Consider the following 16,127-nt stretch of genomic DNA (forward strand, 5'->3'; position numbering starts at 1 on the left):
CTGTGGGCGGGCTGCTCCGGCCGACCGGGCATCCGCCGGAGTCGCAGGGCACCCTCATTCCGTTCCGGGGTCGTGCGTGTCCACGATCCGGGTCGCGGTGGCCTCCCGGTCGCGCCTGCCCGCCTGCGGGCCTGCGGGCGGCGCGTCCGGGCCCGCGTCGGCCCCGCCGCCCGGCTCCGCCGGCGGCGATGTGGGCCGGTGGGCGGTCCCCGGCCCTTCGGTCACGGCGTAGGCCGCCAGGCGGGTCCCGTCGCCGTACATCCACCGCTGCGAACCCTCGTCGTAGATCCAGACCGACTCACCGTCGACGACGACGCCCGCCCGCAGTCCGCGCAGGGCCCGGCGGAAGCCGTCGGTGTCGGCCCGGCCGGAGGCGAGTTCGTCCACGGCGTGCCGGTAGCGGGCCAGGGCTTCGGCGGCGTGCGCGAGGAGCGGCTTCGGGTCCTCGGCGCGTACCGACGGCCGCTCCCCCGTGGTCGGCGGCGGCTGCGGGACCGCGACGAGCAGCCGCCCGTCGACCCAGGCGCTCCATCCGTTGGCGCACAGGATCTCCCCCCACTCCCCGCGCCGGGACAGCAGCTGTACGGGCAGGAAGGCGTCCAGGGCCGCGGTCGGCCGGGAGACGTCGGGGGCCTCCCAGGCGGGCAGCCCCGGCGGCGGCACCACATGGGTGGGCCGGAAGTCCGCCACGGCGATCCCGGGATCCATCGAGCTGCTCATGAGGCCTACTTCCGCATGATCGCGGGCTCGTGCCGGCGCAGCAGCCTCGCGACCAGCACCCCGAAGAGGACGGACAGGACCACCAGCATGCCCAGGTTCAGCAGCCACACCCCGGGGGTGTGGGCGAACAGCGGGTCGTCGGCGAGGGTGCCGGGCACGATCGCGCCGAGGTCGATGGTGCCCGCCATCGCGCCGAGGGCCCAGCGCGAGGGGACCAGCCAGGCCAGCTGTTCGATCACCGGCACACCGTCCAGTTGCAGGAGCGCGCCGCAGAACACCACCTGCACGATGGCGAGGAGGACCAGCAGCGGCATGGTGACCTCCTCCTTGCGGACCAGCGCGGAGACCAGCAGCCCGAGCATCATGGCGGTGAACGCCAGGAGCGCCACCGCGATGGTGATCTCGAGGAGCGGGTTCATGATCACGCCGTGGCCGCCCGGGGCGTTGAGGTCCACGCCGTAGAGGGCGACCAGGGTCAGTACGACCGCCTGGGCGACGGTGACGGCGCCCAGGACCACGACCTTCGACATCAGATAGGCGGAGCGTGACAGCCCCACCGCCCGCTCCCGCCTGTAGATGACCCGTTCCTTGACCAGTTCGCGCACGGCGTTCGCGGCGCCGGTGAGGACGGCGCCGACGGACAGGATGAGCAGGGCGTTGATCGCGGTCTCCTGGGTGAGCCTGCCGCCGGCCAGGGCGCGGGCCATCGCGCCCATGACGAAGGGCAGCGCGATCATGATGGCGAGGAAGGTCCGGTCCGCGGCGAGTGCGGCCGCGTAGCGGCGGACGAGGGTGGACAGCTGCGAGCCCCAGCTCTGCGCCTTGGGCGGCGGGGGGACGGAGTCGGCCCCGGCGGCCGCTCCGGCCGCCCCGTGTCGGCCGCCGTGCCACGGCTGGCGGGCCCCGCCCCGGACGTACGTGCGGTGGGCCGTCGAGGCGGCGTACTCCCCGGCCCAGTCGCGGTCGCGCTGGTTCTCGAAGGCCTCGAAGGCCTCGGGCCACTGGGAGGCGCCGAAGAAGCCGAGGGTCTCGGCCGGTGGCCCGTAGTAGGCGATGCGCCCGCCCGGGGCGAGGACCAGCAGCCGGTCGCAGACGTCGAGGCTGAGGACGCTGTGGGTGACCACGATGACGGTGCGGCCGTCGTCGGCGAGGCCGCGCAGCATGTGCATCACCGAACGGTCCATCCCCGGGTCGAGGCCGGACGTGGGCTCGTCGAGGAAGAGCAGGGAGGGTTTGGTGAGCAGTTCCAGGGCGACGGAGACGCGTTTGCGCTGGCCGCCGGAGAGGCTGTGGATGGGCTGGGCCGCGCGCTCTTCGAGGCCGAGTTCGCCGATCACCTCGTCGACCCGCCGCTGCCGTTCGGGCCTGGCGGTGTCCTGGGGGAAGCGGAGTTCGGCGGCATAGGTGAGGGCGCGCCGGACGGTGAGCTGGGAGTGCAGGATGTCGTCCTGGGGCACGAGTCCGATGCGGCTGCGCAGTTCGGCGTAGTCGCGGTAGAGGTCGCGGCCGTCGTAGAGGACGGTGCCCCGGTCGGCGGGGCGCAGGCCGGTGAGGGCGCCGAGCAGGGTGGACTTGCCGGCTCCGCTGGGGCCGATGACGGCGAGCAGGCATTTGGCGCCGACGGGGAAGGACACCTGGTCGAGGAGGATTTTGCGGCCGCGGTCGACGGCCACGGTGAGGCCCTGGACGTCGAGGGTGACCTCGCCGGTGTCCTCGTACTCCTGGAGCCGGTCGCCGACGAGGCAGAAGACCAGGTGGCCGATGCCGACGAGGTCGCCCTCGGCGAGGGGGGCCGCGCCGACGACGCGGCTGCCGTTGAGGTAGGTGCCGTTGTGGCTGCCGAGGTCCGCGATCTCGTAGCCGCCGTCGGGGAGGGCCCGCAGTTCGGCGTGCCGGCGCGATACGTCGAGTTCGTCGATGACGAGGTCGTTGTCGGTGGCGCGGCCGATGCGCACGGCGGTGCGGGCGGGCAGTGGGAGGACGGCGCTCGGCCGGCGGAAGGTGGTGGTCATCGACGGGTTGGAGACCCGGGCCGGGCCGGCCGCGGCCGCCCCGGGACCGGGTGCGGGGGCCGGGGCGGGACCGGGTGAGGGGGCAGGGGCGGGACCGGGTGAGGGGGCAGGGGCGGTGAGGACGGCCCGGGGGCCGTCCTGCGCGTCGCCGAAGCGCAGTTCGCTGCCGGCGCCGACGCTCCACTCGTGGACGCGGTGGCCGTCGGCCCAGGTGCCGTTGGTGCTGTCCTCGTCCTCGACCGTCCAGTGGTCGCCGTCGGGGCGCAGGAGCGCGTGGTGCCAGGAGACGCGGGCGTCCTCGAAGCAGATCTCGCAGAGCGGGTCCCGGCCGACGTGGTACGTCCGGCCCGGGCTCATCGGTGTGGAGCCCGTGTCGGTCTCCAGGACGAGCTCGGGCGCGGTCGGCACACCGGGGCGCTGGACCATGAACAGATTTTCCCACGATCACACCGGCCTGCCAGCGGTCCGGCAAAACCGCAGGTCAGAGGCCTCTTATGGGTAATGACAACGGTCCCCGTTGCAGCCTTTGCCGATCTCGCCGGGGTGCGCTTCACTTCACGCGACGGAACCGAACAAACGGCTGCCGCGACCAGACGGGGGATGCCATGAGCGGGCACGACCACGGGCACGACGACCACGGCCACGACCACGGGCCCGGGGGCCACAGCCACGGCGTGGCCGCCGACGCGGACCGCCGCTGGCTGGCCATCGCGCTCGCCCTGATCGGCGGGTTCATGGCCGTCGAAGTGGTCATCGGCATCATGGCCCACTCCCTGGCCCTGATCTCCGACGCGGCCCACATGCTGACGGACGCCGTCTCGATCGTCCTCGCGCTGATCGCGATGCGGCTGGCGGCCCGCCCCGCCCGTGGCGGTTTCACGTACGGCCTCAAGCGGGCGGAGATACTGTCCGCCCAGGCCAACGGCCTGACGCTGCTGCTGCTTGGCGCGTGGCTGGCGTACGAGGCGGTGCGCCGGCTGATGGACCCGCCGCCGGTGGAGGGCGGGCTGGTCCTGGTGACGGCGCTCGCGGGCATCGTCGTCAATGTGGCCGCGGCCTGGTGCATCTCGCGGGCGAACCGGTCCTCGCTGGCGGTCGAGGGTGCCTACCAGCACGTCCTGAACGACCTGTACGCCTTCATCGGGACGGCCGTCGCCGGCCTGGTCGTGATGACGACCGGCTTCCGGCAGGCCGACGCGATCGCCACGCTCGTGGTCGTGGTCCTGATGGTCAAGGCGGGCTACGGACTGGTCCGCGACTCCGGACGGATCTTCCTGGAGGCCGCCCCCGCGCACCTGGACCCGGACGCGGTCGGCGACCGGCTCGTGGGGCACCCGCCGGTCACCGAGGTGCACGACCTGCACATCTGGACGATCACCTCGGGGCAGGCCGCGCTCTCCGCGCACGTGCTGGTGGAGCCGGCGGGCGACTGCCACGCCGTACGGCGGGAGCTGGAGCGGCTGCTGGAGAAGGAGTACGGGATCACCCACACCACCCTCCAGGTGGACCACGCCCAGGACTCCCTCCTCTCGGTCGGCCGGCGCGGCGAGGCCGCGTACGACCCGCACTGCGCGGACGCGCACGGACCGGTCCACCGCGAGGGCCCGCACGACCACTGACCGCCGGCTCCTGACCGCCGGCTCCTGACCGGACCACCGGCCGGGACCACTGACCGGTGCCGGTGCGGGGCATGTATGGGCCCATGACGTACAAGCGCAGCGCCGGACTGCTCCTCTTCCGGCGGACGGACACCGGTACGGGTCCGGAGCCCGGGGTCGAGATCCTGCTCGGGCACATGGGCGGCCCCCTGTGGTCGGGGCGGACCTCCGGGGACTGGGCCATCCCCAAGGGCGAGTACGGGCCGGAGGAGACTCCGCGCGACGCCGCCCGGCGGGAGTTCACCGAGGAGATCGGGCTGCCCCCGCCGGACGGCGAGTACCTGCCGCTGGGCGAGGTACGGCTCTCCAGCGGGAAGCTCGTGACCATCTGGGCGGTGGAGGCGGACCTCGATCCGGCGCTCATGGTGCCGGGGACCTTCACCATGGAGTGGCCCCCGCGCTCGGGGAACGTACAGGAGTTCCCGGAGCTGGACCGGGTGGCCTGGTGCACGCCCGAGATGGCCCAGAACATGCTCATCCCCGGGCAACTACCTTTTGTGGAGAGGCTGTTGGGGCTCCTGAAGGCTTGACCAGAGCGCGTACTTGCCAACCTCCCCACCTGCCTGGACATTGCACACATGACGAACGTCGTGCTGGTGGGAACCCTGGACACCAAGGGTGTGGAGTACGGCTGGCTGCGCGAGAAGCTGCTGCGCACCGGCGTCGAAGTGGTACTGGTCGACACAGGAATCATGGGTGAGCCCCGGGTGGCCGCGGACGTGCCGCGCGCCGCGGTGGCCCGGGCCGCCGGAACCGAACTGTCCCTCCTTCGATCGGCCGCCGACCGGGGCGCGGCCGTGACCACGATGGCCCGGGGCGCCGAGGCGACCCTGCTGCGCCTGCACGCCGAGGGCCGGCTGCACGGAGTCCTCGCGATCGGCGGCAGCGGCGGCACCTCGATGGCCACCCGGGCGATGCGCGCCCTGCCGCTGGGCGTGCCGAAGCTGATGGTCTCGTCCATGGCGTCCGGGGACACCGCCCCGTATGTGGGCTCCTCTGACATCACGATGATGTACAGCGTGGTGGACATCGCGGGGATCAACAGCGTCTCCGCGCCGATCCTGTCGAACGCGGTGGCGGCGATCGCCGGGATGGCCGGGGCCTTCGCCCGCGCCTCGGGTGAGCGCGCGCCCCGGCTGGGGGCGGGCCCCCGGCCGCTGGTCGCGGCGAGCATGGCGGGCGTGACCACGTCCGGGGTGGACGCGGCGCGCGAACGGCTGACCGAGCTCGGTTACGAGGTGCTGGTCTTCCACGTCAGCGGCACCGGCGGCCGCACGCTGGAGACCCTGGCCGGGCAGGGGGTCTTCGCCGGGGTCCTCGACCTGACCCTCAGCGAGCTCGCCGACGACCTGTGCGGGGGGATCCTGACCGCGGGTCCCGACCGGCTCAGCGCGGCCGGGCGGGCCGGCGTCCCGCAGGTGGTGAGCCTGGGCGCGCTGGACATGGTGAAGTTCGGGCCGCTGGAGTCCCTGCCCCGGCGGGTGCTGGAGCGGGGCGTCCATGTCCACAACCCGTCGATCACGGTGATCCGCACGAGCGAGGCGGAGTGCGCGGAGCTCGGCCGGCGGGTCGCCGCCAAACTCCGTGCGGCGAACGGGCCCACGGCCGTCTGCGTCCCGCTCCGCGGACTGTCCACGCTCGGCGCGCCCGGCGGGCCGTACCATGACCCCCGCGCGGACCGGGCGCTGTTCTCGGCGCTGCGCGAGGGCTTGCGGGGCAGTGCCGCGCGGCTCTACGACTACGACACGCACATCAACGACCCGGCCTTCGGGCGTTCGGCCGCGGACCGGCTTCATGCGATGATCTGCGCGCAGCGCGCCGCCGCCTGACACACAACCGGACCGCCGGGAACCGGCCACGGCGCAAACCGTGTCCCTGAGGGTGGCCGGCCGACAGGAGGACCGGTCCGCACAGCCAGGGGCACGGTGACGTCATGGACGGGGGAAGACGATGAAGAACGCGTGGGCGGTGCCCGGCTACGCGGAGGTGCGCGAGCTGGGCTCGGGGGCCAGCGGACGCGTGGTGCTCGCCGTGCACGAGGCGACGGGCACGGCGGTCGCCGTGAAGTACCTGAGCGACCGGCTGCGCGAGGACCCGGCCTTCATCGGGGAGTTCCGGGCCGAGGCCCGGCTCCTCGGCGGGCTGGAGTCCCCCTACGTCGTGCGGCTCTACGAGTACGTGGAGGCCCCGGGCGGCGCCGCCATCGTGATGGAGCTGATCGACGGGATCTCCCTGCAGGCCCTGCTCAAGGAGGCCGGACAGACCGACCCCGAGGCCGCGCTGGTGGTGCTGAAGGGCTCGCTGCTGGGTCTGGCGCACGCGCACCGCGCGGGTGTCGTCCACCGTGACTACAAGCCGGCGAACGTGCTGGTGGCGGCGGACGGCTCCTCGCGACTGGTGGACTTCGGGATCGCCGCCCGCCGCGGCACCACCCCCGGTGTCGCCGGCACCCCCGCCTACATGGCGCCGGAGCAGTGGCAGGGCCGGCCGGCGTCACCCGCCGCCGACGTGTACGCGGCGACGGCGACCTTCTTCGAGTGCCTCACCGGGCGCAAGCCGTACGCCGGGGAGAACTTCGCGGAGCTCGCGGTCCAGCACATCGAGGCTCCGGTTCCGGAGACCGAGGCCCCCGAGACCGTACGGCCGCTGATCCGGCGCGGCCTCGCCAAGGCGCCCGAACAGCGGCCGGAGAACGCCGAGGCGTTCGTGGCCGAACTGGAGGACGTGGCACTGGCCGCGTACGGGCCCGAGTGGGAGGAGCGCGGACAGCGCAAGCTGGCGGCGTTGGCCGCGCTGCTGCCGCTGCTGTTCCCCTCGGCGGGCGCGTCGGCGGCCGGGACCACCGCGGTGGCGACGACCACCCTGGCACCGCCGCCCCGCAGCTGGCTGCCCGACCGGCGCGGAGCGGTGGCGGCCGGTGTGGCCCTGGTGCTCGGCGCGATGATCGTGTTCTCGGCGCAGGCGGTGGGTGAACAGCGGGGCGGCGCATCGGCGCTGAGCGCGTTCGCGACGACCAGCGCGGCGCCGGGCGGCGGCTTCCCCTCCCCGGTGGTCACCGCGTCGGCTTCGCCGTCGGCCTCGGCGTCCACGTCCGCGTCGGCATCGGCGTCCGCGTCGCCGTCCGCGTCCGCGTCGCCGTCGCTGTCGCCGTCCGCGAGCCCCGGAGCCTCGGCGAGCCCGACCGCGACGCCCACCACGACGACGACCACGCCGACCACCGCACCGACGACCAGCCGGCCGCCGTCGCCGCCGCCGCCGCCGCCGACGGTGGTGGTCGGGGCGATCCGGGTGGATCTGCGGCAGGTGGACTTCACGACGGGTGAGGCCGCCATCTCCGTCGACGCGAAGGGCACGGCCCCGGTGAGCGTCACGGTGGAGTGGTTCAACAGCAACCAGTCCGGTGTCCTCGGTACCGCCGACGGCCGGGCGGAGACGCTGACGTACCAGCCGGGCAGCGGCGCGGTCGTCCGGCGACACGTCTTCTCCGGGCAGGGCTGCTACTGGGGCGTGCGGGTCACCACGAAGCCCGCCGCGGGCAACGGTTCCCAGACCGACCAGGTCTGGCTGACGAGGTGCATGATCCGATGAGCGACGAAGAGTACAGCGCGACCGTCCTCGGCAGCCATTGGTTCAGTGGCCCACCGCAGCCGCAGGAGGCCGTGCCCGACCGTGTCGAGGGGTCGGTCATGCGGTTCGGGCCCGGCGTGACGGCCGCCATGCCCGCGCCGTTCCCGGTGGTCGTCCCCGTGGTCGTGCCGCCGCGGCGGCGGGGCGCCGGGCTGCGCCGGTACACGCTCGCCGCGGTCGTGCTGGCGGCGGTCCTCGCGTACCTGGGATGGCAGCGGTTCGGGCCCGGGATCGAGGTCCGCGACGTGGCCGTGACCACCGATCCGGCCGGCCCGGCCTGCGACGCGGCCGCGGACGTGGTGGCCGTCGTGGGCACCAACGGCCGGCCGGGGACGCTCACCTACCGCTGGGTCCGCAGTGACGGCACCACGTCCGAGGCGCTGACCGAACGGGTGCCGCGCGGCCAGCGCGAGGCCCGGCTGCACCTGCTGTGGACGTTCCAGGGCACCGGCAGCTACCAGGCGAAGGCCGAACTCCAGCTGCTGTCGCCCGGACAGCGCACGGCCGCGGTGAACTTCACGTACCGCTGCAACCCGTAGCGGGCATCCGGATGGCGGCGCCCGGCCGAGGTTCAGAACCGCGCGTGCGCGGTGATGTCCGCCTCGAACTCGCCCGTCATCGCCGGGGTCACCGTCGGCCGGCACTGCCGGACGGCCTCCAGGTAGTCCCGCGTGGTCGCGCCGAGCTGCGCGGCCGCCGCACCGCGCGCGCCCACCGCCTCCAGGTCCCGTTCGAAGGACACCTGTGCCGCGATCCGCGCCGCGTGCTCGATGTCGGCGGGTGTGAAGAGTTCGGACGCCTCCACGAGGGCACTGACGTCGACATCGGCGCGCCCCGCGGTGTAGCGGCCCCAGATCGCGGCGCGGGCGCCGGCGTCCGGAGTGCCGATCGGGATCAGGTAGTCGAAGCGCCCGGGCCGCAGGAAGGCCGGGTCGAGGGAGCGGATGGAGTTGGTGGCGCACACCAGGAGGCGTTCGTCGCCCTCCCGGAAGCCCGGTATCAGCTTCAGCAGTTCGTTCGTGACGCCGTGGATGCCGCCGGGCTGGGCGGGCTCGGTGCGCACCGGGGCGATCTCCTCCACCTCGTCGATGAAGACGAGTACGCGCTCCAGTTCCGCGATCCGGGCGAAGGCGTCGCGCAGGGCCGCGGCCAGGTTGCCCTCGTCGGCGAGGCGTGAGGGCAGCAGTTCCACGAAGGGCCAGCCGAGCCGGGAGGCGATGGCCCGCGCGAAGGTGGTCTTCCCGGTGCCGGGCGGGCCGAAGAGGGTGATGGCGCGCGGTGGCCGCACTCCGTGCGCGGCGGCCCGTTCGGGCTCGGCGAGCGGCAGCACCACGCGCCGCTCGATGAGGTCCTTCTCCTTCTCCATGCCGGCGACCTTGGACCACAGGTCGTTCGGCAGGAACCGGCCGCCGAGGTCGTCGAGGAGGCCGGCGGCCGGTCCGTGGAGCGGCTCGGTCTTCTCGAAGTAGGCGACGGCGGGCTGCCGGGTGTAGCCGGCGTTGAGAAGGCCTTCGCCGAGCAGGTCCTCCTCGGGCAGGACGTAGGCGATGCGGCCGACGCGGGCGGCGATGAGCCGTCGTTCCAGCTCGACGAGAAGGGCGCTGGCGAGGCCCCGGCCGCGCCAGCCGGCGGCGATCGCGATGCGCATGACCCAGGCGCGCTCCCCGGTGACGCAGGCGAGGGCCGCGCCGATGGGGACGCCCTGATGGACGGCGACGACGCAGGGCTGTCGGCCGGTCAGTGCGCTGATGCACTCGGCGAGTGAGAAGACGGACTCCTGGCCGAGTTCGGCCGTGGTGTCGATCAGGTGGACCACCGCTGCGAGATCGCTCTCGCGGTAGTCGTGGATGAGCCAGTTCACCGGGTACCGCCCCTCGTTCGTGCTCGTTGCGGCGAGGCTAGGGGCGAGTGGGCCCGGCGATCTCGCTCCGCGGTGCACAACAGGCGGTCGGGAAACCGTCCGTGGCGTCCATAGACTGGTGGCTTCCGCCCGAACGCCAGAGCGAGGATCCCACCGACTTCATGCTTTGCCACATACCCGCGGCCCGGCGCGGGCGCCTCCTCTGCCTCGTCCCCTTCCTCTGGACCCTGGCCCTCGGCCTGTGGGGGCTCTCCCGGCAGGACAGCGTGTGGCGCGACGAGGCAGCGACCTGGCAGGTGGCCGGGCGGCCGGCGGCCGAGATCTGGCGGATGCTCGGGAACGTCGACGCCGTGCACGGTCTCTACTACCTGCTGATGCACGGCCTCTTCGAGGTGTTCGGGGCGAGTACGACGACCCTGCGGCTGCCGTCCGTGCTGGCGGTCGCGTGTGCCGCCGCGTGCGTGGCCGCGATCGGCGGGCGCCTGGCCGGTTTCCGGGCGGGGCTGGGAGGCGGGCTGGCGCTCGGGCTGCTCCCGGCCGTGCAGTTCTACCTCCAGGAGGGCCGGCCGTACGCGTTGGTCGCGGCGGGGGCGGGGTGGTCGACGCTGCTGCTGGTGTCGCTGCTGGAGGACCGGCCCGGGCTGCGGACATGGCCGCGCTGGACGGCGTACGGGGCGGCCGTGCTGGTGTGCGCGCTGCTGAACTGGCTGTCGCTGCTGGTCCTTCCCGCGCACGCGGCGACCTTGTGGTGGGTGCGGGCGGGACGCGGCGTGTGGCTGCGCTGGGCGGCGTACGGCGCCGGGGCGGTGGCGGGGGCGCTGCCGCTGGTCCTGTTCAGCCGCGGACAGTCCGATCAGGTGTCCTGGATACCGCCGCTGACCTGGCACATGCTGATCGGCCCGGGGATCCTGCTGGCGATCGGCGCGCTGGGGGCGTGGGCGGACCGGCCGGACCGGTCTCGGCTGTCGGTGGCGGCGGTGGGGCTGCCGCTGCTGGCGGTGCCTCAGCTGGGGCTGATCGGGCTGTCGCTGGTCCAGCCGCTGTTCCTGGACCGGTACGTGCTGTTCAGCATGGTGGGGCTGGCGCTGCTGATCGGCGCGGCCCTGGGTGCTGCCGTACGGGCCTGCGCGCCCCGGTTCCCGAGGGCGTCGGCCCTGCTGGTGCCGGGGGTGGTGGGGGTCTCGGTGCTGGCGCTGCTGCCGGTGGAGCTGGGCAAGCGGGTCCCGGCCAGCCGGGTCGACGATGTGCTGGCGGTGGCCGGCGAGGTGGCCCTGCTGAAGCGGGACGGGGACGGGGTGCTGTTCGTACCGGCGGCGCGGCGGGACACCGCGCTGGTCTCCCCCGGCGCCTTCACGGGCCTGACCGACCTGGCGCTGGCCGAGAGCCCGGTGGCGTCGGCCACCCTCAAGGGTGAGGAGGCGCAGCCGGCGCGGATCCGGGAGGCCCTGCTGGAGCGGCGGCGGGTGCTGCTGGTGACGGACTCGGCGAAGGTCGCGAAGGCACCGTCGGCGGAGCGGGACAAGGTGAAGACCGCGGTGCTGCGGGAGCGGTTCACGGTGGTGGCGGACCGGCAGGTGCGGGGGCGCCGGGTGACGGTGTACGAGCGCCGCGACTGACCGGTGGCGGGGCGGACCGGGCGAGGCGCCGGCGGGGTGTCTCGTCCGGGGCTGTGCCGGTCGGAACCGTCTCGTCCGGTCATGGCCCGGCCTTCACGTCGTGTTCACAGGATTCACAGGGGATTCATACGGAACACCGTCCTCCGGTCATAGGTTCGGGGGGCAGGGTGGAAAACATGATCCAGGACACGCTCCCCCGATCGGCCCGGCGCTCCCGTGCGCGGCGGGCGTCACGGATCCTGCTCGCGCTGACGGCGATGGCCGCGCTGATCGGCGTGGACCTGCCCGATGCGGCGTCCGGACCGCCGCTGGGCGTCACGGCGTGGGCCCGGCCGGGCGCCGACGCCGACCGCGTGGGCGCCCTCTTCGCAGACGGCCTCGAAGGCGGGCACTTCTGCACCGCCGCGGTGGTGCGCAGCGACGACCGCGACGTGATCGCCACCGCGGCGCACTGCCTGGCGACCACCGGCACCATCGTCTTCGCGCCCGGATACCGGGACGGGGAGGCTCCGTACGGTCTGTGGAAGATCACCGGCGTGCACGTGGCGCCGGAGTGGACCGCCGGGCAGGACCCGGACGCCGACATCGCCTTCGCGACGGTGGCGCCGGTGGACGGCGGACAGACCCGCCGCGTCGAGGACGTCGTGGGCGGCTTCCCGGTCGCGGCCGAGCAGCCCGCCGGAGCCAGGGTGACGGTCATCGGCTATCCGCGGACGCTGGAGGCGCCGCTGCGCTGCGCCAACACCGCCGGCCTGTTCTCCCCGACCCAGCGCCGGATCGGCTGCCCGGACCTCAGCGGCGGCACCAGCGGCAGCCCCTGGCTGGTGAACGGGGCGCTGGCGGGGGTGCTCGGGGGCCACGAGGGCGGCGGGACCGTGCCGGAGATCTCGTACAGCGCGGTGATGGGTGATCAGGCGGTCGAGCTGTACCGGGAGGCCGCGGTCGACGGCTGACCGGCGGCAGGCGCGGTACCGGCCCGCCGGGCGCTACCGGCGGTACGGGAGGGAGCGGGCGGCGCGGGCAGCGCCGACAGGCCGGGCAGGAGCGGGCAGCGCGGGCACGCTCTCAGGAGCGGGCGGCCGGGATCCGTTCCGCGCCGGGCGCGGCGGGCTGCGCGGGAACCCTGCCGAGCACCGCCGGCCGCGGGGTGCCCGAGCGGATGTCCTGCACCCCGCGCCGCAGGCCGTCCCGCAGGACACGGCCCAGCGGGCGCTCGACGAACCGGTGGATCAGCCAGGCCAGGGCCACCATGAGCGCGGTCACGCCGAGGGCCAGCGGGACGGGCGGGACGTCGTCGCGGAAGTGGTGGATCAGGGTCAGCCCGGCCATCATGTGGATCAGATAGAGCGGGTAGGTGACCGCTCCGGCCTGCGGGAGCCAGCGCCACCGGACGCGGTCGAGGGCGCCGAGCGCTATGGCCGCCATGACGGCGAACCCGAGCACGATGACGGCATGCGCCGGCCAGGCCGGTGTCTGCTCGGTCGCCCGCCGGCCAAGGCTGGAGATCATGCGGGCGTGCACGTGGTGCTGCGCGAGCAGGAACTGCACGCCGACCACGCCCCACAGGACGGCGTTCGGCCGGAAGCGGCGCATCAGGTGGAAGGCGATGCCCGCGATGAAGTACGGGGAGGCGGACGACACCGCGAAGAAGGACAGCAGGTCGTTGTCCACGGTCGGGGCGACGACGCCGGCCAGGGTCCAGATCCCGCAGAAGAGGACACAGTTGCGGTAGGTCAGGCCGCGCATCACGACGAGCGCGAACAGTACGTAGAACTTGAGCTCCACGAAGAGCGTCCAGTACGCGTCGTCCACGTGGGGGACGCCGATCCCGGCCTGGAGCATCGAGAGGTTCACCACGACATCGCTGAACGACTCGACCTTGCGCACCTCGGGCCAGGTGAACAGCACGAGCGAGGTGAAGGCAACGGCCGCCCAGTAGGCGGGGAAGAGCCGGGAGATCCGGGAGACCGCGAAGTCACCCACGGTGCGCCCCCAGGCGCTCATGCAGATGACGAAACCACTGACCAGGAAGAAGATCTCGACGCCGAGCCAGCCGTAGGCGGCCAGCGCGTGCGCGGCCGGGAAGACGCCCGCGGCCGGCTCGCCCCAGGCGCTGTCGAGGGCCGTGTAGTGGTAGAAGAGCACGGAGAACGCGGCGAGGACCCGGACACCGTCGAGGGCCGCGAGGCGCGGGCCCGGTGCCCCGCCGCCCGGCGCGCCGCCCCTCGGGCACCCGCCCGTCCTCGGTATGCCGGCGGTTCCGCCTGCGCTCATTGCCTGACCCCCGTGCGTCGGTGACGGTCCCCGTCGGACCGGTCGGATCTGCGGAACCCTACAGCGCACCCGCGGCAGGTCCGGACGGCCGCCCACCAGGACCGACGGCGCGTACCCGGGCCCGGCACGACCGGTGCGAGGCCCGCTACGGTGCGTCCGCGACCGGGGCCGGGATCTCGAACCAGGTGGGCTCGTCCCGCAGGGCCCGGTGGATCCGGTCCAGGGCGAAGGACTCCAGCGGCGGCAGCGCGTCCACGTCGAACCAGTCCACGTCGAGGGACTCGTGGTCGTTGACCCGGGCCTCGCCGCCGGTGGCGCGGCAGCGGAAGGTGATGTCCTGGAACTGGCAGACGTCGCCGTTGGGGTAGGTGATCGGCTCCAGCATCTGGACCAGGACCACGCGTTCGGGTACGCAGTGCACGGCCGTCTCCTCGTACACCTCGCGCACGACGGTCTCGGCGGGCTGCTCGCCCGGCTCGGCGATGCCGCCGACCACGGACCACCGCCCGGTGTCGGAGCGCCGGCCGAGCAGCACCCTGCCCCGGTCGTCGAGGACGATGGCCGTGACCCCGGGCAGCAGGAGCAGTTGGTGCCCGGCGGACTCACGGATCCGCCGGATGAAATCAGGTGTGGTCATCCCCCGACCCTACGAGGCCGGAGCCGCTGCCGGCTCAGGCGTCGCGGCGGGAGCGGATCCGGCGGGCGGCGAGTACGCCGAGGCCACCGGCGGCGAGCAGCAGCAGGGCGTACTCGGGGAGCGGTCCGAGGACGGTGGCCGGGGTGCGGCCGGAGCGGAGCGGGATCTCGGCGACGAGCGCGTCCGCGGTGAACATCTTCGTCTCGGCGACGATCCGCCCGTCGGGCCGGATGACGGCGCTGACGCCGCTGGTGACGGGGACGAGGACGGTGCGGCTGTGCTCGACCGCGCGGATCCGGTCCATGGCGAGCTGCTGGTAGGTCATCTGTGTGCGGCCGAAGGTGGCGTTGTTGCTCGGTACGGCGATCACCTGGGCGCCGTCCTGGACGGTCGAGCGGACGGCGTCGTCGAAGGCGGCCTCGAAGCAGGTGACCATGCCGACACCGCTGCCGGCCATGTCGAAGACGCCGGGGTCCTTGCCGGGGCCGAAGTCGCGGCGCACCCGGTCCACGTCGGAGCTGAAGAGCCGGACGAAGGAGCGCATCGGGATGCGCTCGCCGAAGGGCTGGATCTTGCGCTTGTCGTAGGTCTCGGTGGGGCCGGTGACGGGGTCCCAGAGGATCATCGTGTTGCGCAGCGGGCCCGTCTCCGGGGCGACGACCGCGCCGATCGCCACGGGTACGCCGATGGCCTTGACCGCCTCGTCGATGACGGCGTGGGCGTCGGGTTCGGCGTACGGGTCGAGGTCGGAGGAGTTCTCGGGCCAGACGACGAAGTCGGGCCTGGGGGTCCGGCCGGCCTTGACCTCCTCGGCGAGCTGGATGGTCCGCTTGACGTGGTTGTCGAGGACGGCCCGGCGCTGGGCGTTGAAGTCGAGGCCGAGGCGGGGCACGTTGCCCTGGATGACGGCGGCCACGACGGTGCCGTCCTCGGCGGCGTCGGAGACCAGCGGGCGGGCGGCGAGTCCGGCGCCGATCGGGGCGGCGACGGTGAGGGCGGTCAGCGCGGCGGTGGTGCGGCCGGGGTGGCGGCGGGCGATGCGCAGGGCCTCGTACAGGCCGAATCCGCAGAGGGCCACGCCGAAGGAGAGCAGGGGTGTGCCGCCGAGCGCGACGAGCGGGGTGAAGACGCCGTCGGCCTGTCCGAAGGCGAGCTTGCCCCAGGGGAAGCCGCCGAAGGGTGCCCGGGCGCGCAGGGCCTCGCCCGCGACCCACACGGCGGCGGCGAACAGCGGCCAGGCCGGGAGCCGGCTGACGAGGGCGATGCCGAGGCCGGTGAGACCGATGAAGAGGGCTTCGAGGGTGGCCAGCGCCAGCCAGGGCACGGGGCCGACCTCCTCCCCGGTCCACACGAGGAGCGGCAGCAGGTAGCCGAGCCCGGCCAGGGTGGCGAGCCCGAAGCCGGCCCGTGGACGGCGGTGGTACAGGCAGCCGGCGAGCAGGGCGAGGGCCAGCGGGGCGAGCCACCACAGGGGGCGGGGCGGGAAGCTGAGGTAGAGCAGTACGCCGGACAGTGCGGCGAGCACGGGCCGGACCAGCCGGGCCCCCCTGCGGACCGGCCCGGCCGGGGTGGCCGGGGTGGCGGGGGGCGTCACGGAGGGCGTCCTGGGCTCGGCCGGTCCGTCGGCGGGCCGCGAGGGCTCGTTCGAGGCGGCCTCGCGCGTCACACTGCTGCTCATCTGGCGGAGTGTACGTCCCCGGGCTGTCGGATCCGGTAAGCGCC

The 16,127-nt window shown here is 73.8% G+C and carries 13 protein-coding genes; 7 read left to right on the forward strand and 6 right to left on the reverse strand.

The window, feature by feature from the left end; translation table 11 throughout:
• Positions 1-54: 54 nt before the first annotated feature.
• Positions 55-720, reverse strand: coding sequence for an SH3 domain-containing protein (locus NRK68_RS03880; RefSeq protein WP_257854936.1), 666 nt, complete (start codon positions 718-720; stop codon positions 55-57).
• A gap of 5 nt (positions 721-725) precedes the next feature.
• Complete coding sequence (locus NRK68_RS03885) at positions 726-3,158, reverse strand: FHA domain-containing protein (RefSeq protein WP_183065738.1); 2,433 nt, start codon at positions 3,156-3,158, stop codon at positions 726-728.
• A gap of 179 nt (positions 3,159-3,337) precedes the next feature.
• Between NRK68_RS03885 and NRK68_RS03890 the strand changes: the two genes are divergently transcribed.
• The 5 genes from NRK68_RS03890 to NRK68_RS03910 all read left to right on the forward strand — a co-directional run bounded on the left by NRK68_RS03890 (position 3,338) and on the right by NRK68_RS03910 (position 8,556).
• Entirely contained in the window at positions 3,338-4,351 is a 1,014-nt protein-coding gene (locus tag NRK68_RS03890) for a cation diffusion facilitator family transporter (RefSeq protein ID WP_183065737.1), read from the forward strand.
• Between the two features lie 83 nt (positions 4,352-4,434).
• A complete protein-coding gene (locus NRK68_RS03895) occupies positions 4,435-4,920 on the forward strand; it encodes an NUDIX hydrolase (protein ID WP_183065736.1) in 486 nt (161 codons plus the stop codon).
• Positions 4,921-4,968: 48 nt separating this feature from the next.
• Positions 4,969-6,219, forward strand: coding sequence for a Tm-1-like ATP-binding domain-containing protein (locus NRK68_RS03900; RefSeq protein ID WP_257854938.1), 1,251 nt, complete (start codon positions 4,969-4,971; stop codon positions 6,217-6,219).
• 121 nt (positions 6,220-6,340) lie between these two features.
• Positions 6,341-7,978, forward strand: coding sequence for a serine/threonine-protein kinase (locus NRK68_RS03905; RefSeq protein ID WP_257854939.1), 1,638 nt, complete (start codon positions 6,341-6,343; stop codon positions 7,976-7,978).
• A complete protein-coding gene (locus tag NRK68_RS03910) occupies positions 7,975-8,556 on the forward strand; it encodes a hypothetical protein (protein ID WP_183065733.1) in 582 nt (193 codons plus the stop codon). Before NRK68_RS03905 ends, NRK68_RS03910 begins: the two co-directional genes overlap by 4 nt.
• 32 nt (positions 8,557-8,588) lie before the next feature.
• Here NRK68_RS03910 and NRK68_RS03915 read toward each other — a convergent pair whose 3' ends face one another.
• On the reverse strand, positions 8,589-9,878 hold the full coding sequence (locus tag NRK68_RS03915) for an ATP-binding protein (RefSeq protein WP_257854941.1): 1,290 nt from the start codon (positions 9,876-9,878) through the stop codon (positions 8,589-8,591).
• Between the two features lie 161 nt (positions 9,879-10,039).
• Here NRK68_RS03915 and NRK68_RS03920 point away from each other — a divergent pair, with 161 nt between their 5' ends.
• A complete protein-coding gene (locus NRK68_RS03920) occupies positions 10,040-11,494 on the forward strand; it encodes a glycosyltransferase family protein (RefSeq protein WP_183066222.1) in 1,455 nt (484 codons plus the stop codon).
• A 176-nt stretch (positions 11,495-11,670) separates the two neighbouring features.
• Positions 11,671-12,447, forward strand: a complete 777-nt coding sequence (locus tag NRK68_RS03925) for a trypsin-like serine peptidase (RefSeq protein ID WP_183065731.1) — start codon at positions 11,671-11,673, stop codon at positions 12,445-12,447.
• 112 nt (positions 12,448-12,559) lie between these two features.
• On the opposite strand, the gene NRK68_RS03930 is transcribed toward NRK68_RS03925, so the two are convergent.
• The 3 genes from NRK68_RS03930 to lnt form a co-directional block, all read right to left on the reverse strand.
• Positions 12,560-13,768, reverse strand: coding sequence for an acyltransferase family protein (locus NRK68_RS03930; RefSeq protein ID WP_257854943.1), 1,209 nt, complete (start codon positions 13,766-13,768; stop codon positions 12,560-12,562).
• Between the two features lie 145 nt (positions 13,769-13,913).
• Complete coding sequence (locus NRK68_RS03935; RefSeq protein WP_257854944.1) at positions 13,914-14,405, reverse strand: NUDIX hydrolase; 492 nt, start codon at positions 14,403-14,405, stop codon at positions 13,914-13,916.
• A 34-nt stretch (positions 14,406-14,439) separates the two neighbouring features.
• Positions 14,440-16,083, reverse strand: coding sequence for an apolipoprotein N-acyltransferase (gene lnt / locus NRK68_RS03940; RefSeq protein WP_183065728.1), 1,644 nt, complete (start codon positions 16,081-16,083; stop codon positions 14,440-14,442).
• Positions 16,084-16,127 lie beyond the last annotated feature (44 nt).

The sequence above is a fragment of the Streptomyces yangpuensis genome (genome assembly GCF_024666385.1).
In the GTDB taxonomy this organism is placed as follows: Bacteria; Actinomycetota; Actinomycetes; order Streptomycetales; family Streptomycetaceae; genus Streptomyces; species Streptomyces yangpuensis.

What these genes read in the sequence shown, in the direction of transcription:
- NRK68_RS03910 (WP_183065733.1), top strand. Translation starts at nt 7,975, where the DNA reads ATGAGCGACGAAGAGTACAGCGCGACCGTCCTCGGCAGCCATTGGTTC.
- NRK68_RS03885 (WP_183065738.1), bottom strand. Translation starts at nt 3,158, where the DNA reads ATGGTCCAGCGCCCCGGTGTGCCGACCGCGCCCGAGCTCGTCCTGGAG.
- NRK68_RS03925 (WP_183065731.1), top strand. Translation starts at nt 11,671, where the DNA reads ATGATCCAGGACACGCTCCCCCGATCGGCCCGGCGCTCCCGTGCGCGG.
- NRK68_RS03905 (WP_257854939.1), top strand. Translation starts at nt 6,341, where the DNA reads ATGAAGAACGCGTGGGCGGTGCCCGGCTACGCGGAGGTGCGCGAGCTG.
- NRK68_RS03920 (WP_183066222.1), top strand. Translation starts at nt 10,040, where the DNA reads ATGCTTTGCCACATACCCGCGGCCCGGCGCGGGCGCCTCCTCTGCCTC.
- lnt (WP_183065728.1), bottom strand. Translation starts at nt 16,083, where the DNA reads ATGAGCAGCAGTGTGACGCGCGAGGCCGCCTCGAACGAGCCCTCGCGG.
- NRK68_RS03935 (WP_257854944.1), bottom strand. Translation starts at nt 14,405, where the DNA reads ATGACCACACCTGATTTCATCCGGCGGATCCGTGAGTCCGCCGGGCAC.
- NRK68_RS03890 (WP_183065737.1), top strand. Translation starts at nt 3,338, where the DNA reads ATGAGCGGGCACGACCACGGGCACGACGACCACGGCCACGACCACGGG.
- NRK68_RS03900 (WP_257854938.1), top strand. Translation starts at nt 4,969, where the DNA reads ATGACGAACGTCGTGCTGGTGGGAACCCTGGACACCAAGGGTGTGGAG.
- NRK68_RS03895 (WP_183065736.1), top strand. Translation starts at nt 4,435, where the DNA reads ATGACGTACAAGCGCAGCGCCGGACTGCTCCTCTTCCGGCGGACGGAC.
- NRK68_RS03880 (WP_257854936.1), bottom strand. Translation starts at nt 720, where the DNA reads ATGAGCAGCTCGATGGATCCCGGGATCGCCGTGGCGGACTTCCGGCCC.
- NRK68_RS03930 (WP_257854943.1), bottom strand. Translation starts at nt 13,768, where the DNA reads ATGAGCGCAGGCGGAACCGCCGGCATACCGAGGACGGGCGGGTGCCCG.